Origin of the sequence: Mycolicibacter virginiensis, assembly GCF_022374935.2 — a bacterium.
Taxonomy (GTDB): Bacteria; Actinomycetota; Actinomycetes; order Mycobacteriales; family Mycobacteriaceae; genus Mycobacterium; species Mycobacterium virginiense.
The window spans coordinates 3,058,243-3,076,434 of record NZ_CP092430.2; the positions used below are offsets into that span (position 1 = coordinate 3,058,243).

At 67.6% G+C, this 18,192-nt stretch carries 20 protein-coding genes; 7 read left to right on the top strand and 13 right to left on the bottom strand.

Annotation, left to right across the window (positions count from 1 at the left end):
• Positions 1-39: 39 nt before the first annotated feature.
• The 9 genes from map to MJO54_RS14840 form a co-directional block, all read right to left on the bottom strand.
• Positions 40-897 (bottom strand): type I methionyl aminopeptidase, encoded by an 858-nt coding sequence (map, locus tag MJO54_RS14800; protein ID WP_065152493.1) that lies wholly within the window; start codon positions 895-897, stop codon positions 40-42.
• Positions 898-974: 77 nt separating this feature from the next.
• A complete protein-coding gene (locus MJO54_RS14805; RefSeq protein ID WP_046284452.1) occupies positions 975-1,559 on the bottom strand; it encodes a DUF1707 SHOCT-like domain-containing protein in 585 nt (194 codons plus the stop codon).
• 19 nt (positions 1,560-1,578) lie between these two features.
• Entirely contained in the window at positions 1,579-3,399 is a 1,821-nt protein-coding gene (locus MJO54_RS14810) for a penicillin-binding transpeptidase domain-containing protein (RefSeq protein ID WP_046284451.1), read from the bottom strand.
• A gap of 177 nt (positions 3,400-3,576) precedes the next feature.
• The gene (locus MJO54_RS14815) at positions 3,577-4,428 is read right to left on the bottom strand and encodes a GNAT family N-acetyltransferase (RefSeq protein ID WP_046284450.1); all 852 of its coding nucleotides are present in this window, start codon (positions 4,426-4,428) and stop codon (positions 3,577-3,579) included.
• A gap of 55 nt (positions 4,429-4,483) precedes the next feature.
• A complete protein-coding gene (gene ispG, locus MJO54_RS14820) occupies positions 4,484-5,635 on the bottom strand; it encodes a flavodoxin-dependent (E)-4-hydroxy-3-methylbut-2-enyl-diphosphate synthase (RefSeq protein WP_046284449.1) in 1,152 nt (383 codons plus the stop codon).
• A gap of 13 nt (positions 5,636-5,648) precedes the next feature.
• The gene (locus MJO54_RS14825) at positions 5,649-6,866 is read right to left on the bottom strand and encodes a M50 family metallopeptidase (protein WP_046284448.1); all 1,218 of its coding nucleotides are present in this window, start codon (positions 6,864-6,866) and stop codon (positions 5,649-5,651) included.
• Complete coding sequence (gene dxr, locus MJO54_RS14830; protein WP_064889466.1) at positions 6,863-8,059, bottom strand: 1-deoxy-D-xylulose-5-phosphate reductoisomerase; 1,197 nt, start codon at positions 8,057-8,059, stop codon at positions 6,863-6,865. Before dxr ends, MJO54_RS14825 begins: the two co-directional genes overlap by 4 nt.
• Entirely contained in the window at positions 8,043-8,438 is a 396-nt protein-coding gene (locus MJO54_RS14835; RefSeq protein ID WP_064889465.1) for a VOC family protein, read from the bottom strand. The genes dxr and MJO54_RS14835 overlap by 17 nt, the downstream gene beginning before the upstream one ends.
• Positions 8,392-9,231, bottom strand: coding sequence for a helix-turn-helix domain-containing protein (locus tag MJO54_RS14840; protein WP_046284456.1), 840 nt, complete (start codon positions 9,229-9,231; stop codon positions 8,392-8,394). Before MJO54_RS14840 ends, MJO54_RS14835 begins: the two co-directional genes overlap by 47 nt.
• Positions 9,232-9,481: 250 nt before the next feature.
• Here MJO54_RS14840 and MJO54_RS14845 point away from each other — a divergent pair, with 250 nt between their 5' ends.
• The 4 genes from MJO54_RS14845 to MJO54_RS14860 all read left to right on the top strand — a co-directional run bounded on the left by MJO54_RS14845 (position 9,482) and on the right by MJO54_RS14860 (position 11,771).
• On the top strand, positions 9,482-10,567 hold the full coding sequence (locus MJO54_RS14845; RefSeq protein WP_064889464.1) for an oxygenase MpaB family protein: 1,086 nt from the start codon (positions 9,482-9,484) through the stop codon (positions 10,565-10,567).
• Complete coding sequence (locus MJO54_RS14850; protein ID WP_046284444.1) at positions 10,564-10,800, top strand: hypothetical protein; 237 nt, start codon at positions 10,564-10,566, stop codon at positions 10,798-10,800. The genes MJO54_RS14845 and MJO54_RS14850 overlap by 4 nt, the downstream gene beginning before the upstream one ends.
• A 4-nt stretch (positions 10,801-10,804) precedes the next feature.
• The gene (locus MJO54_RS14855; RefSeq protein ID WP_065152492.1) at positions 10,805-11,419 is read left to right on the top strand and encodes a TetR/AcrR family transcriptional regulator; all 615 of its coding nucleotides are present in this window, start codon (positions 10,805-10,807) and stop codon (positions 11,417-11,419) included.
• Between the two features lie 97 nt (positions 11,420-11,516).
• Positions 11,517-11,771, top strand: a complete 255-nt coding sequence (locus tag MJO54_RS14860; RefSeq protein ID WP_046284442.1) for a DUF2631 domain-containing protein — start codon at positions 11,517-11,519, stop codon at positions 11,769-11,771.
• A gap of 97 nt (positions 11,772-11,868) precedes the next feature.
• Here MJO54_RS14860 and rlmN read toward each other — a convergent pair whose 3' ends face one another.
• The 4 genes from rlmN to pyrH form a co-directional block, all read right to left on the bottom strand.
• Positions 11,869-12,963, bottom strand: coding sequence for a dual-specificity RNA methyltransferase RlmN (gene rlmN / locus MJO54_RS14865; protein WP_046284441.1), 1,095 nt, complete (start codon positions 12,961-12,963; stop codon positions 11,869-11,871).
• Positions 12,964-12,987: 24 nt separating this feature from the next.
• Positions 12,988-13,854 carry a phosphatidate cytidylyltransferase gene (locus tag MJO54_RS14870; RefSeq protein WP_046284440.1) on the bottom strand — a complete coding sequence of 289 codons (867 nt, stop codon included), beginning with the start codon at positions 13,852-13,854 and terminating at the stop codon, positions 12,988-12,990.
• 22 nt (positions 13,855-13,876) lie between these two features.
• On the bottom strand, positions 13,877-14,434 hold the full coding sequence (frr, locus tag MJO54_RS14875; protein ID WP_046284439.1) for a ribosome recycling factor: 558 nt from the start codon (positions 14,432-14,434) through the stop codon (positions 13,877-13,879).
• 70 nt (positions 14,435-14,504) lie between these two features.
• Positions 14,505-15,254: a UMP kinase gene (gene pyrH, locus MJO54_RS14880; RefSeq protein WP_046284438.1), complete on the bottom strand. Its 750-nt coding sequence runs from the start codon at positions 15,252-15,254 to the stop codon at positions 14,505-14,507.
• 165 nt (positions 15,255-15,419) lie between these two features.
• Between pyrH and MJO54_RS14885 the strand changes: the two genes are divergently transcribed.
• Genes MJO54_RS14885 through MJO54_RS14895 form a run of 3 tightly spaced genes read left to right on the top strand, consistent with a single transcriptional unit; the run spans position 15,420 to position 18,189 of the window.
• Positions 15,420-15,761, top strand: coding sequence for an ArsR/SmtB family transcription factor (locus tag MJO54_RS14885; protein WP_046284437.1), 342 nt, complete (start codon positions 15,420-15,422; stop codon positions 15,759-15,761).
• A complete protein-coding gene (locus tag MJO54_RS14890) occupies positions 15,758-16,237 on the top strand; it encodes an NADH-quinone oxidoreductase subunit B family protein (RefSeq protein WP_046284436.1) in 480 nt (159 codons plus the stop codon). The genes MJO54_RS14885 and MJO54_RS14890 overlap by 4 nt, the downstream gene beginning before the upstream one ends.
• Positions 16,234-18,189, top strand: a complete 1,956-nt coding sequence (locus MJO54_RS14895) for a proton-conducting transporter transmembrane domain-containing protein (protein ID WP_082977536.1) — start codon at positions 16,234-16,236, stop codon at positions 18,187-18,189. Before MJO54_RS14890 ends, MJO54_RS14895 begins: the two co-directional genes overlap by 4 nt.
• Positions 18,190-18,192 lie beyond the last annotated feature (3 nt).

Genomic DNA, 18,192 nt, shown 5'->3' on the forward strand with positions numbered 1-18,192 from the left:
GGCGGCCCCCTTAGCGGCTCAACAGATAACGGCCGAAAGTCACGGCAGCGTCAATATCTCGGCGCCATCGTCCGTTACGACCAGGGTGTGTTCGAACTGGGCGCTCCACTGCCCGTCGCTGGTGACCACCGTCCAGTCGTCGTCCCAGATGTCGTAGTCCAGGCTGCCGAGGTTGATCATCGGTTCGATGGTGAAAGTCATCCCCGGCTCGATGATGGTGTCGACCTCTGGCTGGTCGTAGTGCAGGATCACCAGCCCGTTGTGGAAGGTCGGGCCGATGCCGTGACCGGTGAAGTCACGGACCACGTTGTAGCCGAACCGGTTCGCGTAGGACTCGATGACCCGGCCGATCACCGACAGCGCGCGGCCAGGTTTGACTGCCTTGATAGCGCGCATGGTGGCCTCGTAGGTGCGCTCGACCAGCAGCCGATGTTCCTGCGAGACGTCCCCAGCCAGGAATGTGGCGTTGGTGTCGCCGTGTACGCCGTCGATGTACGCGGTGACGTCGATGTTGACGATGTCGCCGTCGGCGATCACCGTCGAGTCCGGGATGCCGTGACAGATGACTTCGTTGAGCGACGTGCAGCACGACTTGGGAAAGCCCTTGTAGCCCAACGTCGAAGGATAGGCGCCGTGGTCGACCATGAACTCGTGAGCGATGCGATCCAGCTCATCGGTGGTCACGCCGGGCGCGACGGCCTTACCCGCCTCGGCAAGTGCGCCCGCCGCAATCCGGCTCGCCACCCGCATCTTCTCGATCACCTCGGGCGTCTGCACCCACGGCTCGGAGCCCTCGGCAGCCGTGGCGCGGCCGACGTATTCCGGACGCGGGATCAAGCGGGGCACCGGCAGCGTCGGAGACAGCACGCCGGGAGAAAGCGGGGCACGAACTGGCATTACGCCAGCCTAGCGGTGATCGCAAGGCCGGCGGAGCCGGGCGAAGCGGGTCACCGCCATCGACACCGCGGAGCTGGTCAGCGCCGCCAGCGGAGCTTGCGCCGAGGTCCCCTGATGTCCACCGAGCCGCACACCACGCGGCCGGTCAGCACCAGGTGCGGAGCTCCTTCGGCGGGCGGGTCGGTGCGGCGATCGCGGGCGCTGCCGCCGTAGACCTCGACATCGTCGATCGAGGCGCTGGCACCGTCAGGCAGGCGGATGTCGACCGAGCCGAATCGCATGTCGAGCTCAATCACGACGACCGGCCCAGCGAACCGGGCCTTGGTGAGGTCGAGGTCAACCGAGCCCAGGCGCCGCACCAACGCCAGTCTGGTCGGCACGATCCATTCCCCGTGGCGTTTGAGCGACCCGGCCCAGCCACGCAGCTCAACCCGGTCGGCTGCCGAGGTGACGATGGCGCGCGGGCCGGGCAGGTCACCGATCAGGGTGTCGAGGTCCGAGCGCATGCGTGCCTGCGACACCTGCGCCGCGCGCTCCTCGAACTCCCCGATGTCGATCAGTCCGAGGGAGACGGCGTTGTGCAGGCGGCGCAGTGTGCCGTTGCGGTCCGCATCCGAGATACGCAAGGCCAGGTCGGCCATGTCGTCGCTGAGACCCGTCATGGGTTCTCAATTTACGCCGCTACAGCAGGAAGTTGTCCGGCAGCGAGTCGAACATCACCTTGGTCATCCGGACCGCGTACTGCGAGCTGCCACCGCCGACGATCAGCGACGCGAAAGCCATGTCACCCCGGTATCCGGCAAACCAGGAGTGCGAGCCCCCTGCGAATTCAGCCTCCCCGGTCTTGCCGTAGACCGGGCCGCAGCCGGCGATGTCGCGTGCGGTGCCGTCGGTCACCACCAACCGCATCATCTCGCGCAGGCCGTCGAGCATCTCCGCGCTCACCGGGGCCGCCACCGGACCGTTGACCGCCGTCGGCCGGCCTTCGATCAAGCGGGGTACCGGTGTGCGTCCCGCGGCGACCGTCGCCGCAGCCAACGCGACGCCGAAGGGGCTGGCCAGTACCTTGCCCTGACCGAAGCCGTCCTCGGTGCGTTCGGCCAGGTCGACTGTCGGCGGAACGGAGCCGGTGACCGTGGTGATCCCGTCAACCAGGTAGTCCACCCCGATCCCGTAGCGACTGGCCGCCTGCGACAGCGCCCGCGGCGGCATCCGGCTGGCCAGCTCTGCGAAGGTGGTGTTGCACGAATTGGCGAAGGCCCGCGACATCGAAACCAGGCCCAGGTCGAATCCGCCGTAGTTGGGGATGGTGCGCTGGCCGATGTCGAGTTCACCGGGACAACCCACCATCGAGTTCGGCGTCGCCATGTCGCGTTCGATGGCCGCGCCCGCGGTGACCATCTTGAACGTCGATCCGGGGGGATACAGACCGCTGGTCGCGACCAGGCCGTCTGCATCGGCAGCTGCATTCTGCGCAACGGCGAGCAGTTCGCCGGTCGACGGCTTGATCACCACCAGCATCGCCTTGTCGCCGCGGGTGTTGACGGCGTTCTGGGCGGCGCGCTGGACCGCTCGGTCCAAGCTGATGGTCAACGAGGGTGCCGGTGCTGGTTCGACCTCGTGCAGGACCGCGACGTCGACGCCGTTCTGGTTCTCGCTGACGACACGCCAGCCCGCGGCACCTTCGAGTTGGGTCCCGACCGCCTTTTTGACTTCGCTGATGAGCATCGGCGCGAAGTGGTCGTCAGTGGGCAGCAGGTCGGGGCGCGGGGTGACCACGACTCCCGGAAGGGAGCCGATAGCGGGTTCGACACGGTCGTGATCGGACTTGCGCAAGGTGATCAGGTCGAGCGGAGACCTCGAGGAACTGGCCTGTTCGGCCAGCCGCTGCGGATCGCCCAGTGCCTCGTCGAAGGGCCGCAAGGTGTCGACCACGGCCCGCGCGGTACGCATCAGGTTCCGTCCGGCCCGGGTGGCGTCCAACATGTAGTGGTAGACGTAGCCCGGCACCAACACATCGGTGCCGCCCACCTCGTTCACCGCGGCGCGGCGCGGCGGGTCGGCCCGTAGCGCGAAGGTCTGGTGCTCGCCCAGTTTGGGGTGCAGGCCGGTGGCCGTCCAGCGCACCGTCCAGTGGCCTTCGTTTCGGACCATCTTGAGCTGGCCGTCGTAGGCCCAGGTCCGGTTCTTCGGCAGCTTCCAGGTATAGCGGTAGGCCACGGTGCCGGTGTCGTCGTTATAGCGGGCGCTGAGCAGCTGGGCGTCCAGGTGTTCGGCCTGTAGGCCCGCCCAGGCGGCGTTGAGTGCGCTGCGCGCCGCAGACGGGTCGTCGCTGAGCTCGGCGGCCGTTGCGGTGTCGCCGGTGGCCAGGGCCGCGAAGAACCGCTCGGCGACGGGCCCTGGACCGTCCGGGCGGGGCGTGCAGGCCGCCATGCCGGCTGCGGTCAGCAACACGGTGACCAGGCCCGTGACGCGTGTGACGAATGAGCTTGCAGTTGTCATTGGGGCTGATGTTACGAAATAGAAACGGTCGCCAGGCGGAGGCGCACCGAGACAGGGGGCACTCCCCCGCAAGCGGGGGGACCCCCACCCGCTTGCGGGGGAGGGTTGGCGTGTTCGCTACTCGAACTTTTCCGCGCCAACCGCAGTTTCGGCGAAGAGCACGAAGAGATTCGGAGATCAGTCGAGCAACACGGTCGCGAAGGTGCCGACCTGGGTGAAACCCACCCGCTCATAGGTGGACCGCGCCACCTCGTTGAAGTCGTTGACGTAAAGGCTGGCGATGCGCCCGGTGCCGACGATGACCCCGGCCAGCATCGCGGTGCCGCCGGCGCCCAGCCCGCGGCCGCGTCGGTCCGGGTGCACCCAGACGCCCTGGATCTGCCCCACTGCCGGCGACTGGGAACCCACCTCGGCCTTGAACACGACCTCACCCCGCTCGAAGCGTGCCCAGGCCCGGCCCGACGCGATCAGGTTCGCCACCCGACGGCGATAGGCGCGGCCGCCGTCACCGGCCCGAGGATCGACACCGACCTCACCGATGAACATGTCGACGGCGGCCACCAGATACGCATCGAGTTCGTCGGGACGCACCTGGCGCACTTCGGCATCCATCGGGCAGGCGGGCATGGCGTGCAGCGCCATCAGTGGTTGACTCTCCCGCACGTCACGAGCCGGGCCCCAGGAATCGGCGAGACGCTGCCACATCGGCAACACCAATTCGGCCCGGCCCACCAACGACGAACAGCGCCGGATCGCACCGACCGCCTTGTCGGCGAACGCGGTGAGGTCGGCCGGGGCACCGCGCAACGGGATCAGGTTCGCGCCTGCGTAACACAGGGATTCGTCCACGCCGCCGCGCGTCCACAATTCCCCGCCGATCGACCGGGGGTCGACACCGTGATCGGCAACCCGCGCGGCGACCATGCAGGAACCGATCGGATCCTCTTCGAGCACCCGCCAGACCGCGGCGGCGTCACGCGCTACGGACACCCGTCGCTGGTCGAGACGGAACTCGGGCGGAGCCGACATAGTGACTCTTTCTGGCGAACTCAACTGCCGCGCGCCTATGGCGATCCGGCTGGGATCAGCTTACGGCGACGGTGGGCGAACCGCCGGGAGATCCATCCTCCATCTCGGCGGCCAGGCGCATGGCCTCCTCGATCAGGGTCTCCACGATCTGCGCCTCGGGAACGGTCTTGATCACCTCGCCCTTGACGAAGATCTGGCCCTTGCCGTTGCCGGACGCCACACCCAGATCCGCTTCGCGCGCCTCACCGGGGCCGTTGACCACGCAACCCATCACCGCGACCCGCAGTGGGACGTCGATCCCCTCCAGCCCGGCGGTGACCTCGTTGGCCAACCGGTAGACGTCCACCTGAGCCCGCCCACACGACGGGCACGACACGATCTCCAGACCGCGGGGCCGCAGGTTCAACGACTCCAGAATCTGGTTGCCGACCTTGACTTCTTCCACCGGCGGCGCCGACAGCGACACCCGGATGGTGTCACCGATGCCGCGCGACAACAGCGCGCCGAACGCCACGGCGGATTTGATGGTGCCCTGGAAAGCCGGGCCGGCCTCGGTGACGCCCAGGTGCAGCGGGTAGTCGCAGCGCTCGGCCAGCAGCTCGTAGGCGGCCACCATCACCACCGGGTCGTTGTGCTTGACGCTGATCTTGATGTCGCCGAAGCCGTGTTCCTCGAACAGCGACGCTTCCCACAGCGCGGACTCCACCAAGGCTTCGGGGGTGGCTTTGCCGTACTTGGCCAAGAACCGCTGATCCAACGAACCGGCGTTGACGCCGATGCGGATCGGGATGCCGGCGGCACCGGCGGCCTTGGCCACCTCGCCGACCCGACCGTCGAACTCCTTGATGTTGCCCGGGTTCACCCGGACCGCGGCACAGCCGGCGTCGATCGCGGCGAAGATGTACTTGGGCTGGAAGTGGATGTCGGCAATCACCGGGATCTGACTGTGCTGGGCGATCTCGGCCAGCGCGTCGGCGTCCTCTTGGCGGGGGCAGGCCACCCGCACGATGTCGCAACCCGAGGCGGTCAACTCCGCGATCTGTTGCAAGGTCGCGTTGACGTCGTGGGTCTTGGTGGTGCACATCGACTGCACCGCGATCGGATGGTCGCTACCCACCCCGACCCCGCCGACCTTCAGTTGGCGGGTCTTACGACGTGGCGCCAGTGTGGGCGGAGGGGCTGCCGGCATGCCTAGGCCGACGCTCATGAGGGGGCTCCTATCAAAACAGCCTGATCGGATTGACCAAGTCGGCGGTCACGGTGAGCAGCATGTAACCGACCACCACCACCAAGACTACGTAAGTGGCCGGCATCAGCTTGAGATAGTTCACCGGTGCTGCCGCGACCTTCCCGCGGGCCGACCTGAGCATGTTGCGAAGCTTTTCGAACAGCGCGATCGCGATGTGTCCGCCGTCGAACGGCAGCAACGGCACCAAGTTCAGCACACCCAAGATGAAGTTCAGCTGCGCGAGGAAGAACCAGAACGCCACCCACAGTCCATGATCGACGGTGTCGCCGCCGATGATCGAGGCGCCCACCACACTGATCGGGGTTTCGGGGTCACGCTGCCCGTGCGGATTGCCGATGGCGTGCACCAGTGCGCCGACCTTGGAGGGGATGTTGGCCAGCGACTTGCCCAGCAGGACCGAGAGGTCCCCGCTGAAGCCGAAGGTGGCCGGAACCGCGGTGACCGGGTTGTACTGGGTCGGTCCGAATTGGGCCGCGGCCACGCCGATCGCGCCGACGGTGCTGGGGACGGCCTCGCGGTCGGGGCCGTCGGCGATCCAGCGCTGGGTGGGAGCTACGTCGACGTACTTGGTGAGGGTGGCGCCGTCGCGCTCGACGACGATCGGCGTGGTGCCGTGCTGTTTGCGCACGGCCGTGGCCATCTCCTCGAAGGTCGATACCGGCGTGTCACCGACCTTGACCACCACGTCACCGGACTCGATGCCGGCCAGCGCCGCCGGGCCGGGGCCCGAGCAGGTGCCCAGTTCACCCTTGACGACTTCGGGTGCCACACAGGCGGTTTCGCCGATGACAGCGGTGGTGGGGGCGTGCAGGTTGGGCAGGCCCCAGATCACCGCGATGGCGTAGACCAGCACTAGGCCGATGATGAAGTTCATGGCGGGGCCGGCGGCCAGCACTGCCACCCGCTTCCAGGTCTTCTGCTTGTACATGGCGCGGTCGACCTCGTCGGGCGCCAGCTCCTCCACGGCGGTCATGCCGGCGATGTCGCAGAAGCCGCCGGCCGGGATCGCCTTGAGGCCGTATTCGGTCTCGCCGCGGCGCGTCGACCACAGCGTGGTTCCGAAGCCGACGAAGTAGCGGCGCACCTTCATGCCGGTGGCGCGCGCCACCCACATGTGGCCGCATTCATGCAGCGCCACCGAAACCAGGATGGCCAGCGCGAACAGCGCGATGCCGACCGCGAACATCATCGGGTGATTCCGACCTTTCTCGTAGCTATCGCCTCGACGGCGCGAGCCGCTCGTTCCTTGGCCCAGCGCTGCGCATCGAGTACCTCATCCACGGTAGCGGGTTGCGCGGCCCACTGGTCGGCGGCGCCCAGCACCTCGGCGATGGTGGCCACGATCGCCGGGAAACTGATCCGGCCCGCCAGGAAGGCCTCTGCTGCCTCCTCGTTAGCGGCGTTGTAGACCGCGGTCATGCAGCCACCGGTCTGCCCGGCGTGGCGGGCCAGCTGCACCGCCGGGAACACGGTGTCGTCGAGCGGTTCAAACTCCCAGGTGGAGGCGGTGGAGAAGTCACAGGCCGCCGCCGCACCGGGGACCCGCGCCGGCCAGCCCAGGGCCAGCGCGATCGGTAGGCGCATGTCCGGCGGGCTGGCTTGGGCGATGGTCGATCCGTCGGTGAAGGTGACCATGGAATGCACGATCGATTGCGGGTGTACGACGACGTCGATGCGGTCGTAGGGAACGCCGAACAGCAGGTGGGTTTCGATGAGCTCGAGTCCCTTGTTCACCAGCGAGGCCGAGTTCAGGGTGTTCATCGGCCCCATCGACCAGGTCGGATGCGCCCCAGCCTGCTCGGGTGTGACGTGCTCCAGCTCGGCGGCGCTCCAGCCTCGGAACGGTCCGCCCGAAGCGGTGAGCACCAGCCTGGCGACCTCGTCGGAGGTGCCGCCCCGAAGGCACTGGGCCAGCGCGGAGTGCTCGGAGTCCACCGGCACGATCTGACCCGGTTCGGCGGCCGCCAGGACCAGCGGACCGCCGGCGATCAGCGATTCCTTGTTGGCCAGGGCCAGCCGTGCACCGGTCTCCAGCGCGGCGAGGGTAGGCCGTAGTCCGAGCGCGCCGACCAGGGCGTTGAGCACCACGTCGGCCTCGGTGTCATACACCAGCCGAGTCACGGCGTCGGGGCCGCGATAGGCGGCCTCGAGCGCCTCGCCGACCTGCGTGTCGGCGACGGCGATATTGGCGACCCCGGTCTCGGCGCGCTGGTCGGCCAGCAGCTGCGGGTTACCGCCTCCGGCGGCCAGCCCGACGATCTCGAAACGGTCCGGGTTCGCCGCTACGACCTGCAACGCCTGGGTTCCGATCGAGCCGGTGGAGCCCAACAGCAGAACTTTGATCCGGCGGCCCGTGCTCACCCACCTATTGTGCTCCCGCATAGTTGCCGAAGCTCCACAGGTTGCCTTCCGGGTCGCGGACGGCGAACTCACGGGCGCCGTAGTCGGTGTCGGTCAGCGGTCGGATCACCTCGGCCCGGCGCTCTAGGACCCGCTGGTATAGGCCGTCGGGGTCGGTGGTGACGACGAAACCACCGGCGGTGCCGGGTTCACGGCACCAGTCATTACCGGGCTTGTGGCTGCCGAGCATGATGCCGCCGACGCCCTCTGGCCAGCGCAGTTCGGCATGGGCGATGGTGTCGCCGTCATCGCCGTGGCGGGCAGTGACGACGAAGCCGAAGGTGTCGACGTAGTAGTCGATGAGTTTGTGCGCGTCATGCGCTTGCAGGGTCAACCAGACGGTCGGATTCTGATGCGTCATGGCTCCACTCTGACCGCGGGGCGTGTCCGCCGTCTTGAATGTTTTGGAACTCCTCGGCCAGCCATGCCGCCGGCGAGACCCCGGCGTAGCGTACGAATTCGCGAGTCAGATGAGCCTGATCGGCGTATCCGGCAGCAACCGCCACACCTGCCAGGTCGACCTGCTGATGCCGGCGAGCATCATCGGCCATCCGGGCGGTCGCGTACTCGAAACGCATCAGCATGGCCACGGCTTTCGGAGGGTGGCCGACCTCGCGATGAAACAGCGTGGTCAGATGCCGCTGGCTCACCCCAATCTGCTCGGCAATGCCTGCGATTGGCGCCCTCCCCCGGCTGCGTCCCAGCAGCTGCCAGGCGTAGGCCACCTCGGGTCGCACAGTGGTGTCGTGTCGGCGGCGGCCCTCGACGAGATAGTTCGCCAGCAACGCAAACGCGGCCGGCCAGGACCGGGTTTCGGCGATCCGCTCATGCAGCAGCGCCGAGCCGCGGCCCAGGACGGGCATCGCGTTGAAGTCGGAAACGCTCAACTCGGCTGCGGGCACGCCGAAGACCGCGCGTGAGGCCAGCGGGTGTAGGGCCACCTGCACGCCCGCTTGACCGCGACGCTGGCGCACGTGACTCGCCTGCACGTGCAGTCCGCCGAGGATGACCGGATTCGGCGCGGCCGTCGGTAGCGCCTCGGCTGTTTCGGCGGCTTCCACTCCCTCGTCGAGGCTGACGATGAACGTCAACGTCGACGACGGCATCCCGCGGTGCACGGTGTCCGGCACATCGAGTGCGCGGTAACCCACCATCGACGTCACGCCGGGCGCGGTGCGGGGCGGGGCCACGGCGAAATCCCAGAGCTGTGGCGCTTGATCGGCATCAGCGGCCATGCGCCCACGGTATCCCCGAAATCTGACCCTTGACCGCCCATCACCGCCGATGCAGAATCCTACACAGTGTAGGAATTCGAGCGAGCCAGGAAATCGAGAACGAGCCAGGAAATCGAGAACGAGCCAGAAAATCGAGAACGAGCCAGAAAATTGGCGAAAGGCAGACGAAATGAGCACTCTGCGCACGTGGCTGTCCCTGCCCGACGCCGAGCCGGCCGAGGATTACGGATTCTTCGGCCCCGACTCGGCGACCTGGAAGGTCTGGAGCTACCCGACATCACTATCGATCGGATTCCAGCGCGCCGTTGTCATCGAAGAACTCGACCCCGCGCTGGTCGCCTCCGTCGATGCCACCCAGGCGATCTATGACCGGCCGCGGACCCGCTACGACCGCACCCTGCGCTACTTCGCGATGGTGGCCTTCGGCGAGAGCCGCACCACTGCAGAAGCAGCCGACATGCTGGTCCGGATCCACTCCAAAGCCATCGGCGTCGACCCGGTCACCGGCGCGCACTATGACGCCAACGACCCGGCCTCTCAGATGTGGATCCACCTCACCGCCTGGCACTCGATCCTGTACGCCTACGAGAAGTACGGACCCGGACCGCTTTCGTCGGACGAAGAGGCGTCCTACTGGGCCGACTGCGCCAAAGCAGCCGAACTGCAGACCCTCGACCCGGCCGATGTACCGCGCACCCGGGAAGGCGTCGCGGCCTACTTCGACCAGATGCGCCCGCAGCTGATCAACTCCGCCATCGCCCGGCGCGCGATGGCGCACCTGCTGCACGCCGAGGTGATCCTGCCGCAGTCGCTGCCGAAGCTGCTGTGGCCGGGCGCGCTGGTCGTTACCGCGTTCCTGCGCCGCGGCACCCTGGCGACCATGCCCCGCTGGATGCGCAAGCTCGGCGGCTTGAAAGCCACCGACACCTCTCGGGTGCTCGACGCACTGATCGTGCCGCCGCTGAGCGCCGCGTTCACGCTGCTGAGCCTGAGTCCCCGCGTGCAGTTGATGCTGCTGCGGCTGATCTCACCGATGACGCTTCCGATCGGCACCCGGGTGCTGCGTGCGATCCGGCCGGTGAACCCGGTCACCACGACTCCGCGGGAAGCCCAGAAACGCTACGGCTACGCCGTACCGGCGCAGGCCCATCTGGAATTCCGAGCCAAGCAGTCGCATCGGGTCTTCGGCGAAGGCCTGGCGCCCAGCGACGAGGGGCTCATCGAGTCCCAGCCGATCCTGGGGAGCATCCGATGAACCTTGGGAGCGTGGCGCGCCTGCTGGACCGTCAGCTCAGCATCCGCCAGCTGTTCTACCTCGCAGTAATGGGCTCGGTGCTGCTCAGCGCCTACCTGGTGATCGGCGTGTACTGGGCCGGCAGCCACTACCAGCACCTGCATGAGGTGCGCGGACTCGACAAGGTGTTCTCGGTTCTCGGGGAGATCGTGGCCTGGCCGGTGCTGATCTTCGCCGACATCCAATTACGCTGAGCCGGTGCCGGAACCAGCCGCGAACCGGTCCCGCGCCGAGCATCTCGGGCCCGAACGACGTCGGCCGCAGGTGCTCGACGCCGCCCTGCAGATCGCTGCCGAGCACGGAGTCGCCGGGGTAACCATGAAGGCGATCGCCGAGCGGATCGGTGTCACCCGTCCGGTGGTGTACGCCTGCTACGACGGCCGGGGCGAGGTGCTGGCCGCGCTGCTCGACCGCGAGACCGAGCTGATGCTGACCAGCCTGCTCGGAGCTCTGCCACCGCAGCGAGCCAGCAGCGTCGAAGACCGGTTCATCGCCGGGTTCCGCGCGTTCCTGTCCGCCGTGCGTGAACGGCCGGCATCATGGCGGATCATCTTCAGCGCCGACCAGGATCCGGTCCTGGCGGCTGCCGTAGTCTCGGGCCGGGCCCGGCTCACCGAGCGGGTCGCCACCGTGATGCAGCCACTGGTGGAACACCGAGCCCCGACCACCCACACCCTGGCCGCGCTCACCGAAGTGTTCCTGGCGATCTGCGAAGCCGCGGCACGGATGCTGCTCGACGGCGACCAGCAATGGACGCCCGAGAGCCTGGCCGCGATCGTCGGCCCGGCCGCCTACCGGACGTTCGAGATCTAGGCGCCCGAAGCGCGACCCAACGGGTCGCCGCCCTGCGGTGCACTGACCGGCCGTATGCCAGAATGATGCGAACCTGCTGCGAACCTAAGGAGTCGAAGTGGCCAGTACCGAGGTGGAGCGCCACACCGGGGTTGACCCTGTCGAGGTGCCGTCTGCGGCGTGGGGTTGGAGCGCCATCAACTACCGCACCTGGCACATCGTCGGCTTCGGCATCGTCGGTTTCCTGCTGCTCATGCTGCGCGGCAACCACATCGGCCACGTCGAGGACTACTTCCTGCTCGGATTCGCGGCGCTGACGCTGTTCGTGGTGGTGCGCGACATCGTTCTCCGCAACCGCGGCCGGCTGCGCTAGCCGAGCCCCGTACTGAGCGCCGAAACCGACGTTTCGCAGGCGAAGTTCGAGACGAAGCCTGCAAAACGTCGGTTTCGATGAAGTAAGGGACGTAGGACTAGTCGCGTTCAGCCGCCAACTGGCCGCACGCCGCAGCGATTTCGCGGCCGCGGGTGTCGCGGACCGTGCATTCCACGCCTTGGGCCCGGACGCGCCGGACGAATTCCCGCTCCACCGGCTTGGGGCTGGCGTCCCATTCGCTTCCCGGCGTGGGATTGAGCGGAATCAGGTTGACGTGCACCAGCGGCCCCAGCGCCTTGTGCAGCTTTTTGCCCAAAAGATCTGCCCGCCAGGGCTGATCGTTGACGTCGCGGATCAATGCGTATTCCACTGAGACCCGCCGGCCGGTGACGTCGGCGTAGTAGCGGGCGGCGTCGAGGGCTTCGGAGACCTTCCACCGGTTGTTGACCGGAACGAGCGTGTCGCGCAGTTCGTCATCGGGGGTGTGCAGCGACAGCGCGAGTGTCACCCCGAGGCGCTCGTCGGCGAGCTTGCGGATCGCCGGGGCCAGTCCCACCGTGGACACCGTCACCGATCGCGCCGAGATACCGAAGCCGTTGGGCGCCGGCTCGATGATGCGCCGTACCGCGGCCACCACCCGGGCGTAGTTGGCCAGCGGCTCCCCCATCCCCATGAACACGATGTTGGAGAGCCTGCCGTGGTCCCGGTCGCGGAGTTCGACCGACGCCGCCCGCACCTGCTCGAGAATCTCGGCGGTGGACAGATTGCGGGTGAGACCGGCCTGCCCGGTCGCACAGAACGGGCACGCCATGCCGCAGCCGGCCTGCGAGGAGATGCACACGGTGTTGCGGCGCGGATAGCGCATCAGCACCGATTCGAACTTGGTGTTGTCGTGGGCGCGCCACAGCGTCTTGCGGGTCTCACCGGCATCGCATTCGATCTCGCTGGACGCGGTCAGCAGCGTGGGGAACAGCGCATCGGCCACCGAGGAGCGCACCGCGGCGGGCAGGTCGGTCATCTGCTGCGGATCGGCGATCAGCCGGCCGTAGTACTGGTTCGCCAGCTGTTTGGCGCGAAATGCCGGCAACCCCAGCTCGGCGACCGCGGCCACCACGCCTTCGGCGTCGAGGTCGGCCAGATGCCGCGGCGGCAGTGCCCGCCGCGGTGCGGTGAACACCAGCTGTTGCGTCATGATCCGTTCCAGTATGCCGGTGACTCAGGGCAGGACGGTCAGCACGATCCAGGTCACCACGGCCGAGGGCAGCAGCGCGTCGAGCCGGTCCATGAGCCCGCCGTGTCCGGGCAGCAGCCGTCCCATGTCTTTGATGCCCAGATCGCGTTTGACCTGCGATTCGATTAGGTCGCCGAAGACTCCGGTGAACACCAGCAGCAGCCCCAGCGGCAGCCCCACCCACCACGGCCGGTCGAGGAACACCGTCACCGCGAACACGGCCGCGCCAACGCCGAGCACCAGTGATCCGCCGAGACCCTCCCAGGACTTCTTCGGGCTGATCGCCGGCGCCATCGGGTGCTTACCGAACAGCACACCGACGGCGTAGCCGCCGATGTCGGAGAAGACCACCGGGAACAACAGGCACAACACCCGACCGGGGCCGTCATCGCGGAAGACCAGCAGCGCCGCGAAGCTCATGCATAGCGGCACCCACACCGCGATCAGGATCGTCGCCGACATGTCTCGCAGATAGTTGACCGGGGCGTGGTCCAGCCCCCGGCCCACCAGCCGCCAGATCATGACGATCACCACAGTCGCCCCGAAGGCACCCAGCACTCCGCGGGCGCCGAACGGCAGCGACAGCCACAGCATCGCCTGGCCGCCGAGTGCCAGCGGGATGAACGGCACGTCGTAGCCGACTTCACGCAGCCGCCGGGTGATCTCATGGGTGGCAACCGGAGCGGCCACCGCCAGGATCAGCACCCAGAAGCGCGGGGCGAACAACAGCGTGTAGACCAGCGTCCCGCCCAGCACTGCGCCCACGGCGATAGCCGCGGGAAGGTTGCGTCCAGCTCGCGATTGTTTCGGTTGTGAATCCGCGGCGTCTACGCCGGTGTCTTGGTCTGCCACGGTTGTGCCTGCTGAACGGCCGTTAGACCTCCAGCAGCTCGCCTTCTTTGTGCTTGACCAGTTCGTCGATCTGGGTCACGTATTGCTGGGTGGACTTGTCCAGGTCCTTCTCCGCCCGACCGACCTCGTCCTCGCCGGCGTCGCCGTCTTTGCGGATACGGTGCAGTTCTTCCATCGCCTTGCGGCGGATGTTGCGCACCGAGACCTTGGCGTCCTCCCCCTTGGCCTTGGCCTGCTTGACCAGCTCTTTGCGTCGTTCCTCGGTGAGCTGCGGCACCGACACCCGAATCAGCGAACCGTCGTTGCTGGGGTTCAAGCCGAGGTCGGAGTTGCGGATCGCGGTCTCGATGGGCCCCAACTGCGATGCCTCGTAGGGCTTGATCACGACAAGTCGCGCCTCGGGCACATTGATGCTGCACAGCTGGGTGATCGGGGTGATCGACCCGTAGTAGTCGATGACGATCCGGGAGAACATGCCCGGGTTGGCCCGGCCGGTGCGGATGGTCGAAAGGTCGTCACGGGCCACCGACACGGCCTTCTCCATTTTCTCTTCGGCATCGAAGAGAGCCTCGTCGATCATGTGCCCCGCTCCTCGTTATCGCTTTCGCTGTAGCGCCGTTGCCGCCGGTGGTCACCCGCACCGCGCCCATTCAGCTGGTGACTAGTGTCCCGATCTTCTCACCCGCGACCGCCCGCGCGATATTTCCATCGGTCAACAGGTTGAACACCAGGATCGGCATGCCATTGTCCATGCACAGACTGAACGCGGTGGCATCGGCCACCTTCAGGCCCCGCTCGATGACCTCGCGATGGGTGATCGAGGTGAGCAGTTCGGCGTCCGGGTCGACGCGAGGGTCCGCGGTGAAGATGCCGTCGACCGCCTTGGCCATCAGCACCACCTGGGCGCCGATCTCCAGCGCGCGCTGAGCCGCCGTGGTGTCGGTGGAGAAATACGGCAGTCCCATGCCGGCGCCGAAGATCACTACCCGGCCCTTCTCCAGATGCCGCTGCGCCCGCAGCGGGATGTAGGGCTCAGCGACCTGCCCCATGGTGATGGCGGTCTGCACCCGGGTGTCGATACCTTCTTTTTCCAGGAAGTCCTGCAGCGCAAGGCTGTTCATCACGGTACCGAGCATGCCCATGTAGTCCGAGCGCATCCGTTCCATGCCGCGCTGCTGCAACTGGGCGCCACGGAAGAAGTTGCCGCCGCCGATCACCACGGCCACCTGCACGCCGTCGCGGACCACTTCGGCGATTTGGCGGGCCACCTGGGCGACCACATCGGGATCGAGCCCTACCTGCCCGCCGCCGAACATCTCCCCCCCGAGCTTGAGCAATACCCGGGAAAAAGGGGGGCGGCCGGCCGGCCGGTCTCCGTCGGTACTCGTCGGCTCCGTCATCAGGCTCCTCCGGGCTGCGCGCATATGACAGCGCCATCGCGGCAATCGTCCGCGACGGCATTGTCATCCTGCCCTACCGGAACGGTCAAACAGAGCCCGGGGTGGCGACGCCGCCCTCAACCGTCTCAACATATGAAGATATTTTCAATTGATGCTTTCACTGCTATGGTCTGCGCTGTGCCGAACTCGCTCCATCAGGTGAAAGCCGAGTTCTTCAAGACCCTCGGGCACCCCGCCCGGATCCGGATCCTGGAGCTGCTCTCCGAACGCGACCACACCGTCGGCGAGTTGCTCCCCGAGATCGGCCTCGAGGCATCGAACCTGTCCCAACAACTGGGTGTCTTGCGTCGTGCGGGCGTGGTGACAGCGGCCAAGGACGGCAATGCGGTGGTCTACTCGATCGCCTCGCCGGTGATCGCCGAACTGCTCGCCGTGGCGCGCAAGGCGCTGGCCGGATTGCTCAACGAACAAGTGGCCATCCTCGATGACCTGCGAGCCGGGCAATGAGCTGGCTCACCAGAATCCGTGCCCTGGGCCGTGTCACCGAGCCTGCCGGCGCCCGTCCACCGACCGCCACCGAACCGCCGGGAGGCGTGACGGGCTCGCTGCAGATCCGCCACGTCGACGCCGGATCGTGCAATGGCTGCGAGATCGAGATCGCCGGGGCTTTCAGCCCGGTGTACGACGCCGAGCGATTCGGCGCCCGGCTCGTCGCCTCCCCGCGTCACGCCGACGCCCTGCTGGTCACCGGCGTGGTCACCCGCAACATGGCCGAGCCGCTGCGCAACACCCTGGAGGCCACCCCGCAGCCTCGCAAAGTCATCGCGTGCGGGGACTGTGCCCTCAACCGCGGGGTGTTCGCGCAGTCGTACGCAACGGTGGGGGCCGTCGGCGAGGTGGTTCCGGTCGATGTCGAGATCCCCGGCTGCCCACCGACCCCCGAGCAGATCCTCGACGCGCTGCGGTCGGTGACCGGCCGGTGAGCACGCTGACGGTTTCGACCCCCGACACATCGCACCACCAAGCGCTTCCAGCGGCCCTCAGCGGTATCGCCACGACCGGTATCGGTGCCGCCGGAGTCGGCATCGGCCTGGCCGGCGTGTTCGGCACCGTGCCCGCGATTCGCATCGACTGGCTGGTGCCGCTGCTGGGTGTACAGCTGCGCATCGATCCGCTCGGCGGGTTCTTCATGGCGCTGACCGGTGCGGTGGCCGTGGCCGCTGGCCTGTACTGGATCGGCTATGCACGCCACGAGCGCTACGGTGCGGTCCCACTGCTGACGCTGCCGCTGTTCGTCGCCACGTTGCTGACGGTTCCGGCGGCAGGCTCGGTAACGACGTTCCTGCTTGCATGGGAACTGATGGCGCTGGCGTCGCTGGTGTTGGTGCTCACCGATCAACAGCGCAGCGAGGTGCGTTCGGCCGCATTGATCTACGCGGTGATGACCCAGTTGGGCTTCGTTTCGCTGCTGTTGGGCATGGTGGTGCTGGCAGCCCACGTCGGCGACGACTTCGCCGCCATGGGCGTGCTGCCCGACCGCGTGCGCGACATGGTGTTCGTGTTGACCCTGATCGGCTTCGGTTCCAAAGCCGGACTCATGCCCCTGCACGCGTGGCTGCCCAGGGCGCACCCGGAAGCCCCCAGCCCGGTCTCGGCGTTGCTCAGCGCCGCCATGGTCAACCTCGGCATCTACGGGATCATCCGTGTTGACATGCAGCTGCTCGGTCCCGGCCCACGGTGGTGGGGTCTGACGCTGCTGATCGCCGGAGGCGCATCGGCGCTCTACGGAGTGTTACAGGCGTCGGTGGCGACCGACCTCAAACGGCTGCTTGCGTATTCGACGACGGAGAACATCGGGCTGATCACCCTGGCCCTGGGTGCGGCGACGTTGTTGTCGGGCGCGGGATCGCGCGATGCCGCGGCCGTTGCAGGGGTCGCGGCGCTGCTGCATCTGCTCGCCCACAGTGCGTTCAAGAGCCTCGGATTCCTGGCCGCCGGATCGGTACTGGCCGCCACCGGCTTGCGCGACCTGGATCGACTCGGCGGGCTGGCCCGCCGAATGCCCGGTACCACAGCGTTGTTCGGCGTGGCCGCGCTCGGCGCCGCCGGCCTGCCGTTGGGGGCGGGTTTCATCAGCGAATGGCTGTTGATCCAGTCGCTGATGCATGCCCGAGCCGACCATGACGTCACGATCACCCTGGTGACACCACTGGCCGTGGGTGCGATCGCACTGACCGCCGGCCTGGGGGTGGCCGCCATGGTCAAGGCGTTCGGTATCGGGTTCCTGGCCCGCCCACGCTCGGATGCCGCAGCGGCGGCCCGGGAAGCGCCCACCACCATGCTCACCGGGATGACCCTGGCCGCACTCGCCTGCCTGGTGCTGGCCGTCGCACCGGCCGCCGTCGGCCCGCTGTTGCACCGGGTGCTCGACATCCTGCCCGTGTCGGGGGCAGCCCCGCAGATCGGAACCTACCTGCGCATTCCCGGGCTAGACGCGTCCATGTCCCCCGGCCTGCTGACCGCCGTTCTGGCCGTCGCGGTCGTGGTGGTGCTGATCGGTTCCCGCTGGCGGGCACGTGTGCGCCCCAGCACTGCCACGGTGCCGCTGTGGGCCTGCGGCGCAGACGATCTGAGCCCGCGCATGCAATACACCGCGACGTCGTTCGCCCAACCGCTACAGCAGGTCTTCGACGATGTGTTACACGCCGACACCGCAGTCGAAGTGACCCGCCAAGCTCCGTCGAGCTACTACGTGGACCGGATCGCCTACCGGGCGCGGGTGGCCGACGTCGTCGAAGACCGCTGGTATGCCCCGCTGCTGCGGGGTGTCGCCGGCGCCGCGCAGCTGGTGCGCCGCGCCCACACCGGCAGCGTGCACCTCTACCTGGCCTACGGTGCGGTGGGAGTGCTGATCGCCATGTTGGTGGCGCGATGACCG

What these genes read in the sequence shown, in the direction of transcription:
- map (WP_065152493.1), bottom strand. Translation starts at nt 897, where the DNA reads ATGCCAGTTCGTGCCCCGCTTTCTCCCGGCGTGCTGTCTCCGACGCTG.
- MJO54_RS14805 (WP_046284452.1), bottom strand. Translation starts at nt 1,559, where the DNA reads ATGACGGGTCTCAGCGACGACATGGCCGACCTGGCCTTGCGTATCTCG.
- MJO54_RS14810 (WP_046284451.1), bottom strand. Translation starts at nt 3,399, where the DNA reads ATGACAACTGCAAGCTCATTCGTCACACGCGTCACGGGCCTGGTCACC.
- MJO54_RS14815 (WP_046284450.1), bottom strand. Translation starts at nt 4,428, where the DNA reads ATGTCGGCTCCGCCCGAGTTCCGTCTCGACCAGCGACGGGTGTCCGTA.
- ispG (WP_046284449.1), bottom strand. Translation starts at nt 5,635, where the DNA reads ATGAGCGTCGGCCTAGGCATGCCGGCAGCCCCTCCGCCCACACTGGCG.
- MJO54_RS14825 (WP_046284448.1), bottom strand. Translation starts at nt 6,866, where the DNA reads ATGATGTTCGCGGTCGGCATCGCGCTGTTCGCGCTGGCCATCCTGGTT.
- dxr (WP_064889466.1), bottom strand. Translation starts at nt 8,059, where the DNA reads ATGCGGGAGCACAATAGGTGGGTGAGCACGGGCCGCCGGATCAAAGTT.
- MJO54_RS14835 (WP_064889465.1), bottom strand. Translation starts at nt 8,438, where the DNA reads ATGACGCATCAGAATCCGACCGTCTGGTTGACCCTGCAAGCGCATGAC.
- MJO54_RS14840 (WP_046284456.1), bottom strand. Translation starts at nt 9,231, where the DNA reads ATGGTGGGTTACCGCGCACTCGATGTGCCGGACACCGTGCACCGCGGG.
- MJO54_RS14845 (WP_064889464.1), top strand. Translation starts at nt 9,482, where the DNA reads ATGAGCACTCTGCGCACGTGGCTGTCCCTGCCCGACGCCGAGCCGGCC.
- MJO54_RS14850 (WP_046284444.1), top strand. Translation starts at nt 10,564, where the DNA reads ATGAACCTTGGGAGCGTGGCGCGCCTGCTGGACCGTCAGCTCAGCATC.
- rlmN (WP_046284441.1), bottom strand. Translation starts at nt 12,963, where the DNA reads ATGACGCAACAGCTGGTGTTCACCGCACCGCGGCGGGCACTGCCGCCG.
- frr (WP_046284439.1), bottom strand. Translation starts at nt 14,434, where the DNA reads ATGATCGACGAGGCTCTCTTCGATGCCGAAGAGAAAATGGAGAAGGCC.
- pyrH (WP_046284438.1), bottom strand. Translation starts at nt 15,254, where the DNA reads ATGACGGAGCCGACGAGTACCGACGGAGACCGGCCGGCCGGCCGCCCC.
- MJO54_RS14885 (WP_046284437.1), top strand. Translation starts at nt 15,420, where the DNA reads ATGGTCTGCGCTGTGCCGAACTCGCTCCATCAGGTGAAAGCCGAGTTC.
- MJO54_RS14890 (WP_046284436.1), top strand. Translation starts at nt 15,758, where the DNA reads ATGAGCTGGCTCACCAGAATCCGTGCCCTGGGCCGTGTCACCGAGCCT.